Here is a 15,030-nt window from a genome sequence, read left to right as displayed (position 1 = left end):
GGGTTCTCAAATGCGTTTGCCCGAATCGCGGCTGGCCGTCCTGGTCAGTCTGCCGCGCAATGAGACCGCTCTCGCGCAGGCGGCGTTGCGTGCGGGAGCCGACGGCCTGAAGGTGCACACCAACGTGCGGCACCGGGCCTCGGGGACGGCTTTCGGCCCGCTGGACGCCGAGCGTGAGCGGCTGCGCGGCATCCTCGCGCTCGGCATCCCGACGGGCCTCGTCGTCGGCGCGGCCGGATCAGTGTCGATCGCGGAGATGGTCGCGGCGCGGGAGATGGGGTTCGACTACTTCGACGTCTACGCCGCCGACGCGCCCGCACGCTACGTCGAGGCGTGCGGGCCGGTGACGCCCATGGTGGCGCTGGGGCCGGGCGACGGCCCATCCCAGGCGCGGGCCCTGGCGCGGCGAGGGAGCCGGGCGCTCGAACTGTCCACGCTCGAACCCGAGAGGTACGGCACGCCGCTGACGCTGGCGACCCTGGCGAGGCTGGAGGCGGTGGCATCGGCGGTCGACATCCCCGTCATCGTGCCGACCCAGCACGCGCTGCTGCCGGACGACCTCGCGCTCCTCCGGGAGGCGGGCGCGGCCGCGGTGTTGCTGGGAGCCGTGGTGACGGGCGCCGACACGGCGGAGTTCGGTGCGCGAATCGCGCCGTACGTCGCCGCCGCCCTCTAGTACTACAGCCTGATTTCGTGATGTTGGAGCCAGCTTTTCAGTAGTGGCTGGCTCGGGCTGCGGGCTTGGTGGTGTCGTCGGTGTCGGGACCAGGCGAGGGCGTGGCTGAGGGGAAGGGTGATCGTGGCGGTCAGGCGTGCCAGCAGACGGCGGATTTCTGCTGGTGTGAGGGGGACCAGGCCGCTTGGGCTTTTTGGGGCGGGCGCGGCGGTGACGGCGAGATAGGCGTGGGCGAGCATCGCCAAGGTGATGTGGCGGTGCCAGGCGTCGAACCGCCGGACCTGATAGTGGTCCAGTCCGGTCTCGTTCTTGGCGGACTGGAAACACTCCTCGATCGCCCAGCGGGAACCGGCGACGGCGATGAGGTCCTCCAAGGTGGTGCCGACCGGTGCGTAACACAGGTAGTAGGCCAGCTCAAGCTCGCCCTTGGCATTGGGAGTGAGGCTGCGCCGGACGAGCAGCCACCGCTGGTAGCCGGGCTCGGCCTCGAAGGTCACCGTGGCCAGCGCCCAGTCATACAGACGCTCGCCCTTGGCGCCGTCGCCGCAGGAGCGGCGCTTCCACGCCTCGGGCGGAGCTTGTGCGGTCGCGGTGTCGGCCCGGATTTCCCCGCCCCATCCCGTGCCGATCCATTGGCTCTTGGGCACCGCCACCACATAGCTCAGGCGGTGCTCTTCCAGGAAGCGCCGGAACTTGTTGTCCATGCCATAGGCCTCATCATCGCTCACCCAGGACGCCGGCACCCCCCGCCTGCACGGCCCGGGCCAGCATCGCCTGGGCCAGCACCGGTTTGGTGGCGAACGCCACCTCCTCCCCGATGCCGGCCCGGACGCACCGCTCCCGGTCTTCAGTCCAGGACTTCGGCAGATACAGCTCGGCGTCGATCAGCGTCCGGCCCAGCGGCGAGGCGTAGGCGAGGAACACACCCAGCTGGCAGTTCTCAATGCGACCCGCCGTGCCGGAGTACTGGCGCTGCACCCCGGCCGACTTGTCGCCCTTCTTCAGGAAGCCGGTGTCATCCACGATCAATACGCCATCGCGGTGACCGAGGTTGTCCATCACGTAATCGCGCAGGTCGACCCGCACCTGGCGGGGTCCCAGCGGGCACTGTTCAACAAGCGCTGCATGCGATCAGGAGCCGCATCCCCGGCCGCCTCCGCCAGCTGCCAACCGTTCTTACGCTCGATCGGAGCCAGCAGCCCCAGCAGATAGGCCCGCGCCTGCATGCGCGGTTCCACCCGCCCGAACCGTCCCGCCACTCCTGAAGGTCGCCCGCGGTCAGCTCATCGGACATGATCCAGAACTATAGATCACAAAACCTGGCTGTAGTTCTAGAGCCTGTCTGTTGAGTGATCACGTGGAGCCAGCTACCGGTGAGAGGCCGACCCGCCGATCCCCCGAGCGCGAAGGGCCCGTCGCCGGTGGGCCTATCTTGGGCGGACGCCCACAATCGTCTCTCCAGTGCCGGCCCGAGTCGGATCGGCCACGATCGTGTACGTGCCGGTCGCCGGCAGCGAACGCAGGTCGTAGGAGGTGTCGTAGGTCACCACTTGATTGGCGATATAGCCGCCGTCGGGCCTGAGAACGCTGACCTTGAGCGCACGTTCCGGGAAGGAGGTCACGCCGGAGATGGGCACGCGCACGTTCTCGCCCGCCGTGGCGGAGAAGGTGTAAACGCTGTTCTGACCGGGGCGGTCGATCCGCACGGACACGGACGGCTCGCCGGAAGTGAGGTGGCCGCCGGACACGCGTTCGGAGAGGGTGACCGTCACGGCGCCCGTCCCGGAGCGATCCGGCGCAACGATCAGCCGGTACGCCCCCGTCTGCGGTAGCCGGTCAATGTCGATGTCTCCCGGTGTGCCCGGCGCCAGGTAGGAATCGAACATCGGGACCTGGACGCCGTTGGGCCCGTATAGCGTGACCCGCGCGGCCTGGTTCAGGGAGTTGGGCGCGAATCCCAGGCTGATCGGGGTGTCCGCGACGCCGGTGAAGGTGAACTCGGCGTTCTGGCCCGGCCGGTCGACGCTGACCGGGATGCCCGGGTCTGTGGGGGTGAGGGTGCCGCCTTGGAGTGCGGTGGAGAGCGTGGCGCGCAACGTACCGGTAACCGGATTGACGGGATCGACGATGACCCGGTAAGTGCCGGTGGAGGTCAGCCTGGCGATGTTGAGTTCCGTGGTGTTCTGGTCGATGGTGCCGGTCACGCCGTCGGCCGGGCCCTGGACGGTGACCTTGCTGCCGGAGGGCAGGGTGGAGTCGCTGAAGCCGATGGTGACGGGGTTGCCGGCCGTGCCCTTGAAGGTGAAGGCGGCATCCTGGCCCGGGCGGTCGATGGTGAGGACGGCGCCGTCACCGGTGGTCGTGATCGTGCCGACGTCGTTCACCTGGGACAGGGTGAGGGTCAGCGAGCCGGTGCCCGCCCGTTGCGGGTCCACGATGACGCGGTATGTGGATGCGGTCGGAGACCTCGTGTCAAGCTCGGCGCTCTGTCCGGCGGCGATGTCCACGGGGGCCGTGATGCCGAGGTCGACTCCCGCGAAGAGCATGATCCGCACCGGAACGGTGAACGAGTTGCCGGTCACGCCGAGGGAGAAGTGCCCGGAGACGGGGAAGGTGAAGTCGGCGATCTGCCGGTGCGCGCGATGGTGATCGTCTCGCCCGGGCCGGTGGATGCGAGGGTTCCGGTGATCGGCACGGACAGGGTCGCGGTGGCCGAGCCGATGGCTCCCTGCTCTGGGTCGAAGACGACCCGGTATGCGCCCGTCTGGGGAAGCTTGAGGATGTCGGTGCCGTCGGTGCTTGCCCCACCGACCGGGTGGTTGGCGATGAGCGTGTTGTCGGGAGTGAAGATCTGCGTGTACGTCATCTCCGGGAAGGTGTTGTCGCCGAGGGCAAGCGAGATGGCGGCCCCTGCGGTGCCCGTGAATGTGGCGGTGGCGGTCTGGCCGGGCCGGGTGACGGTGAAGGGGAGTTCGGAGGTCGTTGTGAGTACGCCGAGGTCCAGCGGTGTTGACGCCACGTTCACGCCGCGTCCGCGGCATGGCCCTCGCGCCAAGGCAGAGGGACGGGGCGCGAGCCGCACCCACGTGCCGCGCCCCGGCGGTCCTGAAGGCACGGGGGCGCCTACCTGCGAATGCGGAACCTAGTAGCGCTCGTCGAACGAATCGAAGATCGTGACGACATCGAACTGGTCGGGATTGTCGGCGGGTCGTCCGTCCACATCCGCACCAGGACGAACAATCCCTGGCATACGGCGCGAGGGGTGCTTACTTGGCTTGGACCGCCCCGTGCACCTGACATAGGCGCGGTCCGCCGATTGCTGGTGGTCAAGACCAAGCCTATGCGCCCGGCTGTCTCCGCGGCGATAGGGATTTACCCCGCTCGGGCGGATCATGCGCAGTGACGCCGGGCGGTTGTGGGCGACGCGCGAGCGGCCGGTCCCTCGGCGGTGGAGGAGGCGGGCGCGCACCGTACGGTCGACGCCGACGACCTGGTGGAGCTGTGCCAGGTGATCGCAGATATCTGAGAAATTTGAAATCCGGAGACACGGCTCCGTTTCGGGGGATGCCGACTCTGCCATAGTTTCCCCCGTTCGTCCGCACGTTTGCGCTGTTTCCTGTAATCCAAAGTAACGCGTAGCCTGTCATCTGGGGTAGAGCACTGCCGTACCCTGGAAAGAGCAAGAGCCGGTGGGACCGCACGCCCGACACGGGCGGTGTGATCAGAATTCCGTCGAGGTCGACCCTGCTCGGCCCCGCGCCTTGGCGTCTGCAGGGTTTGTCGCGGATCGGGCTCCCGGGCGGCCAGGACATCCAGCCTTTTGAACCTCGGATGTTCCGTCACCTTAGGCGTGTGCTACCATTCATGCAGTTGCAGTTGTGGTACCCATAAAACTTGTGTGCGCCTGGCGGGATGTGACCTTCAGGCGCATTTTGTTTTTCCGGCCATCTCCGGAGGGGCCTCATCCGGCGACGCGGAATCTGTGCAGTGCGGATTCCGGTTCGGCCCCTGCTTAAGGAGATTCAACATGGCTGTCGGAACCGTGAAGTGGTTCAACGCGGAAAAGGGCTTCGGCTTCATCGAGCAGGAGGGTGGCGGCCCCGACGTCTTCGCCCACTACTCGAACATCGCCGCCCGGGGGTTCCGCGAGCTGCACGAGGGCCAGAAGGTGTCGTTCGACATCACCCAGGGCCAGAAGGGTCCCCAGGCCGAGAACATCGTTCTCGTCTGACCCAGGTCCGCATCGTGATTCGGGGTCCGCGCTCGACAAGCGCGGGCCCCGGCTCATGTCCGGACAGGCGCTCCCTCATGCCGCACCTCGTCGATCCTGCAAGCGCCGCTGCCCGGCCTGGGCAGGTGAGCTTCTGACGAGGGCGGATGAAGATCCAGGTCCTGCCCGCGCGGGAGGGCGCCGGCGCGTGGACGCCCGCCGAGGTGGCCGCCGACGGAGCTGGACTCGCGCGACGCGCTTCCCCTACGGGACATCTGTCTCAGAGTTTGTGCAGCTTCTTGTATGGGGTCGTGATTCGTTCCTGCTGTGATCCGAAGTCGACGATCACACCAACCCCATCCTCTACAGCCAAGACCACGCCGAGACCGTACCGATCATGGGTTACCTGGTCGTTCACACTGAACTGCTCGACAGGCGGGGCGGGAGGCGGAGGCTTGAAGGGACTGGTGGGCAGGTGACGGCGGGACGCGCCGCTGGCTGGCTTCATTCCCTCCAGTATGCGCTGCTCGCCGAGCCGCTCACAACCAACCTGTGGCCTTGAGACGCTGTCTTCGTCCCGTGCAACGGTCTGCTTCGGTGACCTGTGGTGGCGCGAGGAAGCTCACCGCAGGTGCCGGCGAAGCGATCCAAACTCCCCACCGGCCCGCGGGGAAGCCCCTGAAAACATTTGCCCCTCGCGGACGGCTGCGGTCGGCATGCGCTCGCTGCTCACGCTCGCCCGAGCGGCGGGCGGACCAGGAGATCGGCCGTCACTCAGGGCTGCCGGTCGTGCTGGTAGTCGGCGACGTTCGTCCAGGAGTTCGGCCTTGATCGTGGCGAAGAACGACTCGGCCAGCGCGTTGTCCCAGCACTGACCCCGGCGGCCGGCCGACAACCGGACTCCGAGCCGCTCCGCCAGGCGGGTGTAGGCGGTGCTGGTGTATTGGCAGCCGCGGTCCGAGTGCAAAATCACCGGCGTGGTGGGGCGGCGGTTGCGCCACGCCTGCTGTAAAGCGTCCGCGACGAGCTCGGTGCGCAGGTGGTCGGCGGTGGCCCAGCCGACCACCCGGCGTGAGGCGATGCCGATGACCGTGGCCAGATACAACCAGCCCGCATAAGTGGCGATATACGTGATGTCGCCACACCAGCGAGTGTCGACCCCGTCAGGTTCCGGCTGGAAGTCGCGACTGATCAGGTCCGGCCGCTTGGCGGCGTCCGGATCCGGGGATCGTGGTGGTCTGCCGGCGGCGCCGATACCGGCCCTCTAATCCCAGCGTGCGCATCAGCCGGGCGACGCGACGGCGTCCGCATCGTTCGCCTTCGTGCTGAAGGGCCGCGTGGATGCGTGGCGCGCCGTAGGTTCCACGCGATTCACGGTGGACGCCGCCGATGCGTTCTCAACTGTTTGTCGCGGACAGCGCGGGGGCCGGGTGTGGGGTTGCGGCGAGCGTAGAAGGCGGCGCGGGAGACTTCCAGCAGTTCACACGCCCGTTTGACGTTGTGACCGCTCTGCTTCTCCGCCTCGGTGAACGGGTCCACGCTCACCGGGTCTCCTTCGCGAAGAAGGCCGTCTTAGATTCAGACGATCAACGCAACGCTGCTGGCCCGTCGCTGAACACCGCCTGCTCGCCCCGGTTGTCGACGACCGTGGCCGCGTCGGTGTCCGCGAGTCCGCCCGCGAAAACCCAGTAGCCCTCGGCGATGAGTCGTTCGTTGAACGCGCTGATGGCAGGCTGCCTGTCCGTGCTGCCGGGATTGCTCTTGTCATCGATCACGGAAACCAGGTACCGCATCTGAAGATCATCTCCTGTGGTGTCAAGACGTGGTTCGGTGGTCAGGGACTTCAAGCCGTTGGCGCATACTGCGGGCGCCCGGCCGGGCGGTAGACCTGGATCGTCACGCCCTTGGAGTCGACGCGCGACTCGACCAGGTCGAGCGCAAGATCCGGGCCCGCATCGGGAAACAGCCGCGCCCCCTGGCCGACGACCACCGGGACGGTGATCAGAGTCATCTCGTCGACCAGATTGTTCTCCAGCAGCCACCGGGTCAGGGTGCCACTGCCGTGCACCTGCAGCTCACCCCCCGGCGTGGCCTTCAGCTCACTGATGGCCGCCGTGAGGTCGCCGCCGTGGAGAACGGTCGTGTCCTCCCAACGCGGCGCGGTGAGCGTGGTCGAGGCAACGTACTTGGGGGCCTCGTTCAAGGCCACGCCGATGGGATGTGCGCGCATCTGGTCGATTGATCCCCAGGAACCGGCGAACAGCTCGTAGGTGTGCCGGCCGAACAGGAACGCCTCTGCGCGCTGGTAGGTCTGCGTGATGAACGTCCTGGTCTCGTCGTCGCCCTTCCCGCGGGCCCATCCACCGCGCTCGAATCCGTTCCTGCGGTCATCCGACGCGGCGCCGTTTCCCTGCATCACTCCATCTATGGTGATCTGAGTCATGGTCGTCAGCTTCATGATCGCGTTCCTTCACCTTGGCGCCGCCCCTTGTGGACGGCCTCACCCCTGCTACGAACACCACCACCCCGATCCGACACCCCCTCCGGACTTCTTCGAAGAAATTTCCGGGACGCCGGTCGTCCGCGATCACGACAGTTTCGCGGCGACTGCGCTCCGCCTCCTCCTCGTCCGGACCGAAGGCGTCGCCGAAGGGTTCCGCCCGGCCAAGGGGGTGCTGTTCTTCGAGGACCCGGCGATTACCTCCAAGATCCTGGCGCTGGAGCGGCCGGCGTTCGCGCATCCCGGCGACGTCCTGACAGTGTCGGAGCTGTTCCGGCTGCGCCGCGACCTAGTTGTATGTACTCCCCAGGGATGTTGGTGACGCGGCTGATGGGTGGCTGGCCTTTCAGGGCGGTGTGTCCGCGGTGATGGTTGTACATGTGTAGCCAGGGATCAAGCGCGGCGCGGCGTTCGGCCTGTGAGGTGTACGGGCGGGCGTAGGCCCATTCGTCGGCCAGGGTGCGGTGGAAGCGTTCGACCTTGCCGTTGGTCTGCGGCCGGTAGGGGCGGGTGCGCTTATGGGTGATGCCCAGCTCGATGCAGGTCGCAGCTCACGGCGCCGAGCGGTAGCAGGCGCCGTTGTCGGTGAGCACGCGCTGGATGGTCATGTTGTGGGCGGCGAACCAGGCGGTGGCGCGGGCCAGGAAGCCGGCCGCGGTGTCTTTGCGCTCGTCGCCCAGGATCTCGATGTAGGCCAGGGCGGGAGTGGTCGTCCAGGGCGGTGTGCAGGTAGCTGTAGCCGATCACGGGTTTGCTGTTGCGCCGCCGGGTCGTGGTGGCCTGCTTGTTCTTGTCGCCCTGGGCGCGGCCGACGACGCGGTGGCCGCCGCCGTCGGGGATGTTGCCCAGCTTCTTGACGTCGATGTGCACCAGCTCGCCTGGGCGCTCACGCTCGTAGCGGCGGATCGGCCGTCCGCTGGCCCGGTCCAGATGGGCCAGCGGGGGCACCCTGTACCGGCGTAGTACGGCGTAGGCGGTGGAGGGGGCGATGCCCAGACGGGCGGCGATCCGGGTTGGCCCCCACCGGCGGGTCACCCGCAGCTTCACGATCCGCCGCTCGGTGTGCTGGTCGGTGCGGTGGGGCTGTGGTGGGGTCGGCTGGGCCGGTCGGCCATCCCGGCTGCGCCGTGGGTGCGGTAGCGGTGCGCCCAGCGGGCGGCGGTGGTGTGGGAGACCTGGAAGCGCTCGGCTGCGCGGCGGATGCTCCAGCCGTCCTCGACGATGCAGCGGGCCAGGCGAAGTCGGCCGATCTCGGTCAGTGGGACGTTACGGTGGGGCATTGAGGGCTTTCTGGTCGGCGCTGCGGTTTGGTCGCTACACACCGAGCCATGAAAGCCCTCACCCACGGGAGACGGGCTCCGCGATTCGTCCACAGGGAAGAGATCAGACAGAGCGCACCAGCGTCGCCACATAGGACGGACCTTCGGACGGCAGCACCTCCTCGACACGCCAGCCCGCGGTTTCCGCGAGCTCTCCCAGCTCAGCGGGTGAGCAGTACAGGTAGTCGAACCACGGCGTCGTCATTGTCTTGTGGCGCACGCGCATGCGCGCCTGCCCGGGCATGCGCCCGCGCCGCCGGTTGAGCTCGGCGTAAGCGGCGTGGGTGGGGTCGAGCCGACCGAGCACGTCCGGGTCCAGGCTGTCGGCGATGATCCGGGCGCCCTGCGCGGACATCGCCGCGAGCGCGCCGAGGAGCTCCGGGGCGTGCTCGCGGCCCTGGAGCAGGCCGACGTTCCCGCCGAGCAACAGGAAGGTGTCGTACCGGGCGCCGCCGCCGTCCGCGGCCGTGTGGTCGGCGACCGTGGCGAGCAGCACCGAGCGCAACCCGCGCCGTCGGCACAGCCGTACGGCGCCGGGCGAGGTGTCCAGGCCGGTGACCTCGGCCCCCCGCTCCTGCAGCGGCAGCGCGTGGCGCCCGGCTCCGCACCCCACGTCGAGCACCCGCCCGCGTGCCTTGTCCACCCCGGCCGCGACGTGCGCAGGCCAGCGGGCGGGCGGCTCGAACCAGTACGTCCCCGGCATGACCAGGAAGTCACCGTCGTCCCGTTCGACGATGTCGTAGGTCCAGCGCGCGTCAGGGTCGATGGTCATCTCGTAGAAGGCGGCCTGCAGCATCTCCCCGAACGCGTCGCCGACCCGCAGCGCGGCCTCGGCCAGCAGCGTGTCCCGCGTCATGCGGCTCACCGGTCCTTCAGCGCGACTATGCAGGTGTCGTGCTCGCCGAGCGGGAAGGAGGAGACCGATTGGAATCCCGCGTCGTGCAGCCAGCCCCGGCATTCGGCCAGGGTGTACTCCGAGCCGCCGGGCGAGAGCAACTGCATGTTCAGGCTGATGATCTCGTTCCACGGGTCGTCGTGGCCCTGCCCGGTGAGCTGGTCGTAGATGAGCAGCGCGCCGCCCGGCTGGACGGCGGAGTACGCCTTCTTGATGAGCCGTGCCCGCTCGCCGGGCGCCCAGTCGTGCAGCACATGCCCGATGATCAGCACGTCGCCCTGGGGGAGGGCGTCCTTGAAGAAGTCGCCGCCGACGAAGCGGGCCCGGTCCTTCAGGCCGAGCGCCTCCATGTGCGCGCCGAAGGCCGACTCGATGCCCTGCAGGTCGAAGACGTACCCGCTCAGGTGCCCGTGGGCACCGAGGATCTGGGAGAGCAGGTTGCCGCGGGCCCCTCCGATGTCCCCGGGGAGTTGGCGTAGCGGCCGTCGTGGACCTCGATCAGCCCGAGCGCGGCCAGCGCGGCCAGGAAATCCGGCACGGCGCGTGGGTGCATGCCCAGCCGAGCGCACAGCTCGGGCGCGGTCGCGGCCCCCTTGCCGAGTTCGGTGAACAATCCCAGCTCGATCGCGCTGAGGACGGCCTTCGCGCGGCAGAAGGCCGTGCCCAGGCGGTTGATGTCTGCCAGCGTCGCGATCTCGCGGCTCGGCGCTGCGGTTTTCGTCACGTCGGGCGTCCTTCGCTGTGGGGGTCGACGGGAGTCCTCTCCGGACGCTGACAGCAGCTCCTCGAGATCCGCTCGAGTACGGCTTCCCCACGTCGCCGGCACCCGGGTCCAGCGGGGTTCGAGTGGGGTCCGAGCGGGCGGCGGCAGGCTCCGGGCATGACGATCGAGATCCCGCGACCGCGGTCCGCCGCCCCGGCGGAGACGACGGCGCTGCGTGACTACGGGCGCCTGGGGTGGTTCAGGACGTTGTTCCTGACCGACATCTGGGAGCGTTTCAGCTTCTTCGGGATGGCCGAGCGGTTCGGCGATGGGCGGGTGTTCCTGGCGGGCGACGCCGCCCACGTCCATCCGCCCGCGGGCGGGTTGGGCGCCAACACCGGCATCCACGACGCCCACAACCTGGCCTGGTAACTCGCGGCCGTCCTCAACGGCTGGGCAGGGCCGGGGCTGCTGGACACCTACGACGCCGAGCGGCGGCCCCTCGGCACCGCCATGGCCGAGCAGGCCATGATCCGCTTCCGCGCCCGGCACGGCCAGGCCGCCCCCGGGGACCGGCTGGTGGACGACATCATCGTCACGCTGGGGTATCGCTACGCCTCCACCGCCGTGCCCGGAGGCGTCGAGACCGACCCGCTGCCGGCGCGCCTGGAGCTGAACGGCGAGCCGGGCACCCGCGCCCCGCACGTGTGGCTACGCCGGGGCGAGCGGCCCGCTTCCACGCTCGACCTGTTCACCGGCGGGTTCGTCCTGCTGACCGCGCCCGGCGGGGAGTCCTGGGCGGACGCGGCGGAGTGGCACACCGGGCAGTGGCCGCAGGTGCCCCTGCGCGCCGTGCCGGTGAGCGCGGAGGTCGCCGCGGCCTACGGCCTAGGGGACGGGGGCGCGGCACTGGTCAGGCCGGACGCCTTCGTGGCCTGGCGCTCGGCGGGTCGCACCGGGGATCCCCGCAGCGTACTCGTGGACATCATCGGGAGGACGCTGTCACGGGTGGGCTACGCTCGGCCGGGGCTCTCGTCCCATCCCGCTCACCTCTGACAGGAGTGCGCGCACATGTCCGATACGCCGTTACAGGTGGTCATCGTCGGTGGTGGGCTCGGAGGCCTGTGCACGGCCCACGGCCTGCGTGCAGCCGGCATCGGCGTCACCGTCTACGAGCGTGATCCGTCACTGGAGCACCGGCCGCAGGGCTACCGGATCCACCTCGACTCCCGGGGCGCGGGCGCGCTGCGCGAGTGCCTGCCCGTCCGGCTGTACGAGCTGTTCACCGCCACCTCCGGGCAGCCGAGCAGGCGGGTCACCATAGTGGACGAGCGGCTCCGGGAGTTGCACGCCGTCGAGTTCGACGGCGTGTCGGCGGACGGGGACCCGGCGTCGTTCAGCGCCTCGGTCGACCGCATGACGCTGCGCCGGATCCTGCTGGCCGGCCTGGAGGACGTGGTGCGCTTCGGTGCGGAGTTCACCCGCTACGAGCCCGAGGGCGAGCGGGTGCGCGCCTGGTTCGCCGACGGCACGAGTGCCGGGTGCGATCTGCTCGTGGGCGCCGACGGCGTCGGCTCACGGGTGCGCCGCGAGCTGCTCCCGCACGCGCGGATCAAGGACCTCGGCACCCGATGCGTCTATGGGAAGACACCGCTGACCGAGGACGTCGCCGAGCTGCTGCCACCTCGGCTCTCCGAGGGGTTCATGTCCGTGCGGGCGGGCCGGCTGGGCCTGGCGCTCGGGCTGATGCGCCCGCGAGAGGACCCGGCGCGGGCGGCGGCCCGGTTGTGGCCGGATCTGGACCCACGCTGGCGGGGCGACTACGTGATGTGGTCCCTGGCCGTGCCCGCCGCCCTGCTGCCCGGCTCCGACGCCGAGTTGTCGTCCTGCGGCGCCGAACACCTGCACCGGTTGGTGGCCGAGCGCGTCGCAGGCTGGCACCCGGCTCTGGTGCGGCTGATCGAGGCCGCCGACGTGGACCAGACCTCCTACGTCCCGATCAGGAGCTCGGTGCCCGTCCCGTCGTGGGAGCCGTCCGCCGTCACGGTGCTCGGCGACGCCATCCACGCGATGAGCCCCGCCCAGGGCTCCGGGGCGAACTGCGCGCTGCTGGACGCGGCGCTGCTCTGCCGGACGCTCTCCGCAGCCGTGGCCTCGGGCGGGTCGCTGACGGCCGCGATCGGGGAGTACGAGCGGCGGATGACCGAGTACGGCTTCGCCGCGGTGCGCGCTTCCGAGCAGGCGGCGTCGTCCTTCGGCGGAGGCCCGCTCGGCCGCGTTCTCCAATGGATCGGTCGGCTGTCGCCCTAGCCGTATTCAAGTGGAATTCCATGCGGCATTCGCACCATGGGGTCATGTTTGACACGCCGGTCACGGCCGATGCCACCGGAATTCCGAAATCGATGACGATCGCATTCTCCGGAACTCCTTTCCGGGAATGGTTCGAAGAACGGTGCGGGGCGCACGACTTCCGGGTCTCGCGCATTCCGCTCGCGGAGCTGCGGCACTGGGGCTTCGAGACGGGGACGGGCAACATCGTCCACGACAGCGGGCGGTTCTTCCGGATCGAGGGGCTGCGCGTGCGCTCGGACTACGGCGCCTTCCCCACCTGGGACCAGCCGATCATCAACCAGCCCGAGATCGGCCTGCTCGGCATCATCGTCCGGAGAGTCGACGGGGTGCTGCACTGCCTGATGCAGGCGAAGATGGAGCCCGGCAACGTCAACACGCTGCAGCTCTCGCCGACCGTGCAGGCCACGCGCAGCAACTACACCCGCGTCCACCGGGGCACCGGCATCCGCTACCTGGAGTATTTCGCCCCGGCGCGGACGCGTCCTGGTGGACGTCCTGCAGTCCGAGCACGGCGCCTGGTTCCTGCGCAAGCGCAACCGCAACATGGTCGTCGAGGTGGACGAGGACGTCCCCGTCGGCGACGACTTCTGCTGGCTGTCCCTGGACGACACCCGCGCGCTGCTGGCCGCCGACAACATCGTCAACATGGACGCCCGTTCCGTGCTGTCGTGCCTGCCGGGCCGGCCGGCGCCGACGGGGACGGTTTCCAGGCGGCGCTGGCGCGCTCCTACGGGCGCGGGGCGGCGCTGCACGAGCTCGGCGACGTCCTGAGCTGGTTCACCGAGACCAAGGCGCTGCACGACGTCACCACCAGGACCGTGCCGCTGCGCGAGGTGGCCGGGTGGTGCGTCTCGGCCGCCGAGATCGCCCACCGGGACGGCAGATACTTCAGCGTCGTCGGGGTGGAGGTCGAGGCCACCAGCAGGGAGGTGAGCCACTGGACCCAGCCGCTGATCGCCCCGCACGGCCTCGGCGTGGTCGCGTTCCTGCTCAAGCGGATCCGCGGCGTGCTGCACCTGCTGGTGCACGCCCGGGTGGAGGCCGGCTACCTGGACGTGGTGGAGCTCGGCCCGACCGTGCAGTGCGTGCCGGGCAACTATCCCGATGCGGCGACCCGCCCGCTCTTCCTGGACTACGTGGAGGCCGCCGGCGCGGCGCAGGTGCGCTACTCGGCGATCCTCTCGGAGGAGGGGGGCCGGTTCTACCAGGCGCAGAGCCGCTATTCCCTGATCGAGACCGGTGAGGAGTTCCCGCTGGAGGTGCCGCCCGGCTACCGGTGGATGACCGCGGACCAGCTGGAGGGGCTGCTCAAGCACAACAACTACCTCAACGTGCAGGCGCGCACTCTCCTCGTGGCGCTCGCCGCGCTCGGATCCCGGCGATAGGAGAGACCGATGGAGATCGTCGGACACGGGTTCCTCGCCCGCAACCTCCGCCCGGTGGCCGAGCGGCATCCGGACGTCGTCGCCGTCGCCAGTGGGGTCTCCTCCACCGCCACCGTCTCGGACGCGGAGTTCCTGCGGGAGGCCACGCAGCTGTACGAGATCGTCCAGCGGTGCCGAAGCGCGCAGCGCAAGGTGGTGTTCTTCTCCACCGCCGCGGCGGCGATGTACGGCGCGCCCGGCGTGGACGGGCGCGAGGACGGCCCCGTGTACCCGTACTCGCCCTACGGGCGGCACAAGCTCGCGCTGGAGGCGGTGCTCGCCGCCTCGGGCGTGGACTACCTGGTGTTGCGGCTGTCGCACGTCGTCGGCGCCGACCAGCCTCCGCATCAGTTGCTGCCCGCGCTGGTCAGGCAGATCATGTCCGGCGCCGTCCGCCTCTACCGCGGCGCCCGCCGGGACCTGGTCGACGTCGAGGACGTCGTCGCCGTCCTGGACGGCCTGCTGGCCGCCGGGGTGTCCCGGGAGGTCGTCAACGTGGCCTCCGGCATGGCCACCCCCGTGGAGCTCGTCGCCGAGCACATCGAACGGCGGCTCGGCCGCGTCGCCCGCAAGGAGCTTGTCGAGATCGGCGGCAACCACTCGGCCGCCCCCATTTCGATCGAGAAGATCAGCCGCCTGGCGCCGGGGGCCCCGAGCGCCCGGGACTTCCGCGCCGTCCTGGACAAGTACATTCCCGCCACGGTCGGCGCGGCCACCTGAGCCGTGCGTCCACCACAACCAAGGGATCGAACATGGTGCGAAAAGTTGTCGTCGTCGGCGGTGGCACCGCAGGGTGGATGACCGCCACCTATCTTCAGGCCACTCTGCGGGACAAGATCTCCATCACCGTCGTGGAGTCCGATCGCGTGCCCACCGTGGGGGTGGGGGAGGCCACCTTCAGCACGGTCCGCGGCTTCTTCAGGAGCATCGGCCTGGAGGAACAGGAGTGGA

The 15,030-nt window shown here is 69.4% G+C and carries 18 protein-coding genes and 5 pseudogenes; 10 read left to right on the top strand and 13 right to left on the bottom strand.

All coding sequences use genetic code 11. The annotated features are described in order from the left end of the window. Nucleotides 1-10 precede the first annotated feature (10 nt). Nucleotides 11-676, top strand: coding sequence for a hypothetical protein (locus ABZ857_RS10405; protein WP_357040613.1), 666 nt, complete (start codon nucleotides 11-13; stop codon nucleotides 674-676). 209 nt (nucleotides 677-885) lie between these two features. Here ABZ857_RS10405 and ABZ857_RS10400 read toward each other — a convergent pair. From ABZ857_RS10400 to ABZ857_RS10390, 3 genes and pseudogenes are all read right to left on the bottom strand, one after another. Further along, a pseudogene (locus ABZ857_RS10400) lies at nucleotides 886-1,935 on the bottom strand (IS701 family transposase); the annotation flags it as partial. 168 nt (nucleotides 1,936-2,103) lie between these two features. Then, a complete protein-coding gene (locus ABZ857_RS10395; protein ID WP_357040610.1) occupies nucleotides 2,104-3,183 on the bottom strand; it encodes a hypothetical protein in 1,080 nt (359 codons plus the stop codon). 71 nt (nucleotides 3,184-3,254) lie between these two features. Next, entirely contained in the window at nucleotides 3,255-3,701 is a 447-nt protein-coding gene (locus ABZ857_RS10390) for a hypothetical protein (protein ID WP_357040607.1), read from the bottom strand. A 1,002-nt stretch (nucleotides 3,702-4,703) separates the two neighbouring features. Between ABZ857_RS10390 and ABZ857_RS10385 the strand changes: the two genes are divergently transcribed. After that, nucleotides 4,704-4,907, top strand: coding sequence for a cold-shock protein (locus ABZ857_RS10385; RefSeq protein WP_193205280.1), 204 nt, complete (start codon nucleotides 4,704-4,706; stop codon nucleotides 4,905-4,907). A 259-nt stretch (nucleotides 4,908-5,166) separates the two neighbouring features. Here ABZ857_RS10385 and ABZ857_RS10380 read toward each other — a convergent pair whose 3' ends face one another. The 6 genes from ABZ857_RS10380 to ABZ857_RS10355 all read right to left on the bottom strand — a co-directional run bounded on the left by ABZ857_RS10380 (nucleotide 5,167) and on the right by ABZ857_RS10355 (nucleotide 7,344). Then, nucleotides 5,167-5,394, bottom strand: a complete 228-nt coding sequence (locus ABZ857_RS10380; protein WP_357040604.1) for a hypothetical protein — start codon at nucleotides 5,392-5,394, stop codon at nucleotides 5,167-5,169. A 114-nt stretch (nucleotides 5,395-5,508) separates the two neighbouring features. After that, nucleotides 5,509-6,141: an IS3 family transposase gene (locus tag ABZ857_RS10375; protein WP_357041086.1), complete on the bottom strand. Its 633-nt coding sequence runs from the start codon at nucleotides 6,139-6,141 to the stop codon at nucleotides 5,509-5,511. Further along, complete coding sequence (locus ABZ857_RS10370; protein WP_357041083.1) at nucleotides 6,050-6,277, bottom strand: IS3 family transposase; 228 nt, start codon at nucleotides 6,275-6,277, stop codon at nucleotides 6,050-6,052. Before ABZ857_RS10370 ends, ABZ857_RS10375 begins: the two co-directional genes overlap by 92 nt. Continuing rightward, complete coding sequence (locus ABZ857_RS10365) at nucleotides 6,258-6,431, bottom strand: hypothetical protein (RefSeq protein WP_357040601.1); 174 nt, start codon at nucleotides 6,429-6,431, stop codon at nucleotides 6,258-6,260. Before ABZ857_RS10365 ends, ABZ857_RS10370 begins: the two co-directional genes overlap by 20 nt. A gap of 41 nt (nucleotides 6,432-6,472) precedes the next feature. Next, nucleotides 6,473-6,679, bottom strand: coding sequence for a hypothetical protein (locus ABZ857_RS10360; protein ID WP_357040598.1), 207 nt, complete (start codon nucleotides 6,677-6,679; stop codon nucleotides 6,473-6,475). Between the two features lie 50 nt (nucleotides 6,680-6,729). Beyond that, the gene (locus ABZ857_RS10355; protein WP_357040595.1) at nucleotides 6,730-7,344 is read right to left on the bottom strand and encodes a dihydrofolate reductase family protein; all 615 of its coding nucleotides are present in this window, start codon (nucleotides 7,342-7,344) and stop codon (nucleotides 6,730-6,732) included. Between ABZ857_RS10355 and ABZ857_RS10350 the strand changes: the two genes are divergently transcribed. After that, the gene (locus tag ABZ857_RS10350) at nucleotides 7,328-7,708 is read left to right on the top strand and encodes a hypothetical protein (RefSeq protein ID WP_357041125.1); all 381 of its coding nucleotides are present in this window, start codon (nucleotides 7,328-7,330) and stop codon (nucleotides 7,706-7,708) included. The genes ABZ857_RS10355 and ABZ857_RS10350 overlap by 17 nt on opposite strands. Here ABZ857_RS10350 and ABZ857_RS10345 read toward each other — a convergent pair. The 4 genes and pseudogenes from ABZ857_RS10345 to ABZ857_RS10330 form a co-directional block, all read right to left on the bottom strand. Beyond that, a pseudogene (locus ABZ857_RS10345) lies at nucleotides 7,686-8,666 on the bottom strand (IS481 family transposase); the annotation flags it as partial. The gene ABZ857_RS10350 and the pseudogene ABZ857_RS10345 overlap by 23 nt on opposite strands. A gap of 103 nt (nucleotides 8,667-8,769) precedes the next feature. After that, entirely contained in the window at nucleotides 8,770-9,561 is a 792-nt protein-coding gene (locus tag ABZ857_RS10340; RefSeq protein ID WP_357040592.1) for a class I SAM-dependent methyltransferase, read from the bottom strand. 5 nt (nucleotides 9,562-9,566) lie between these two features. Beyond that, nucleotides 9,567-10,004, bottom strand: a complete 438-nt coding sequence (locus ABZ857_RS10335; RefSeq protein WP_357041080.1) for a methyltransferase — start codon at nucleotides 10,002-10,004, stop codon at nucleotides 9,567-9,569. Next, a complete protein-coding gene (locus ABZ857_RS10330) occupies nucleotides 10,001-10,324 on the bottom strand; it encodes a methyltransferase dimerization domain-containing protein (protein ID WP_357040589.1) in 324 nt (107 codons plus the stop codon). The genes ABZ857_RS10335 and ABZ857_RS10330 overlap by 4 nt, the downstream gene beginning before the upstream one ends. 156 nt (nucleotides 10,325-10,480) lie before the next feature. On the opposite strand from ABZ857_RS10330, the pseudogene ABZ857_RS10325 reads away from it, so the two are divergent. The 7 genes and pseudogenes from ABZ857_RS10325 to ABZ857_RS10295 form a co-directional block, all read left to right on the top strand. Continuing rightward, nucleotides 10,481-10,816, top strand: a pseudogene (locus ABZ857_RS10325) (FAD-dependent monooxygenase); the annotation flags it as partial. Further along, nucleotides 10,817-11,359 carry a hypothetical protein gene (locus tag ABZ857_RS10320; protein ID WP_357041077.1) on the top strand — a complete coding sequence of 181 codons (543 nt, stop codon included), beginning with the start codon at nucleotides 10,817-10,819 and terminating at the stop codon, nucleotides 11,357-11,359. A gap of 15 nt (nucleotides 11,360-11,374) precedes the next feature. Continuing rightward, entirely contained in the window at nucleotides 11,375-12,613 is a 1,239-nt protein-coding gene (locus ABZ857_RS10315; RefSeq protein WP_357040586.1) for an NAD(P)/FAD-dependent oxidoreductase, read from the top strand. Next, nucleotides 12,589-13,426 (top strand): annotated as a pseudogene (locus ABZ857_RS10310) (NDP-hexose 2,3-dehydratase family protein). The gene ABZ857_RS10315 and the pseudogene ABZ857_RS10310 overlap by 25 nt, the downstream one beginning before the upstream one ends. After that, complete coding sequence (locus ABZ857_RS10305) at nucleotides 13,324-14,040, top strand: NDP-hexose 2,3-dehydratase family protein (RefSeq protein WP_357040583.1); 717 nt, start codon at nucleotides 13,324-13,326, stop codon at nucleotides 14,038-14,040. Before ABZ857_RS10310 ends, ABZ857_RS10305 begins: the two are co-directional and overlap by 103 nt. A gap of 9 nt (nucleotides 14,041-14,049) precedes the next feature. Continuing rightward, entirely contained in the window at nucleotides 14,050-14,799 is a 750-nt protein-coding gene (locus ABZ857_RS10300) for an NAD-dependent epimerase/dehydratase family protein (RefSeq protein WP_357040580.1), read from the top strand. A gap of 32 nt (nucleotides 14,800-14,831) precedes the next feature. Next, nucleotides 14,832-15,029 (top strand): annotated as a pseudogene (locus tag ABZ857_RS10295) (tryptophan 7-halogenase); the annotation flags it as partial. Between the last annotated feature and the right edge of the window lies 1 nt (nucleotide 15,030).

This window comes from Microbispora sp. NPDC046933 (assembly GCF_040644635.1).
Lineage (GTDB): Bacteria > Actinomycetota > Actinomycetes > Streptosporangiales > Streptosporangiaceae > Microbispora.
Note: the sequence above shows the minus strand (reverse complement) of the source record. Positions and strands in the feature narration are given on the sequence as shown.

Excerpts from the sequence above, each read along its gene's own strand:
- ABZ857_RS10405 (WP_357040613.1), top strand. The coding sequence starts at position 11 with ATGCGTTTGCCCGAATCGCGGCTGGCCGTCCTGGTCAGTCTGCCGCGC.
- ABZ857_RS10385 (WP_193205280.1), top strand. The coding sequence starts at position 4,704 with ATGGCTGTCGGAACCGTGAAGTGGTTCAACGCGGAAAAGGGCTTCGGC.
- ABZ857_RS10380 (WP_357040604.1), bottom strand. The coding sequence starts at position 5,394 with ATGAAGCCAGCCAGCGGCGCGTCCCGCCGTCACCTGCCCACCAGTCCC.
- ABZ857_RS10360 (WP_357040598.1), bottom strand. The coding sequence starts at position 6,679 with ATGCGGTACCTGGTTTCCGTGATCGATGACAAGAGCAATCCCGGCAGC.
- ABZ857_RS10350 (WP_357041125.1), top strand. The coding sequence starts at position 7,328 with ATGGTCGTCAGCTTCATGATCGCGTTCCTTCACCTTGGCGCCGCCCCT.
- ABZ857_RS10355 (WP_357040595.1), bottom strand. The coding sequence starts at position 7,344 with ATGAAGCTGACGACCATGACTCAGATCACCATAGATGGAGTGATGCAG.
- ABZ857_RS10340 (WP_357040592.1), bottom strand. The coding sequence starts at position 9,561 with ATGACGCGGGACACGCTGCTGGCCGAGGCCGCGCTGCGGGTCGGCGAC.
- ABZ857_RS10320 (WP_357041077.1), top strand. The coding sequence starts at position 10,817 with ATGGCCGAGCAGGCCATGATCCGCTTCCGCGCCCGGCACGGCCAGGCC.
- ABZ857_RS10315 (WP_357040586.1), top strand. The coding sequence starts at position 11,375 with ATGTCCGATACGCCGTTACAGGTGGTCATCGTCGGTGGTGGGCTCGGA.
- ABZ857_RS10300 (WP_357040580.1), top strand. The coding sequence starts at position 14,050 with ATGGAGATCGTCGGACACGGGTTCCTCGCCCGCAACCTCCGCCCGGTG.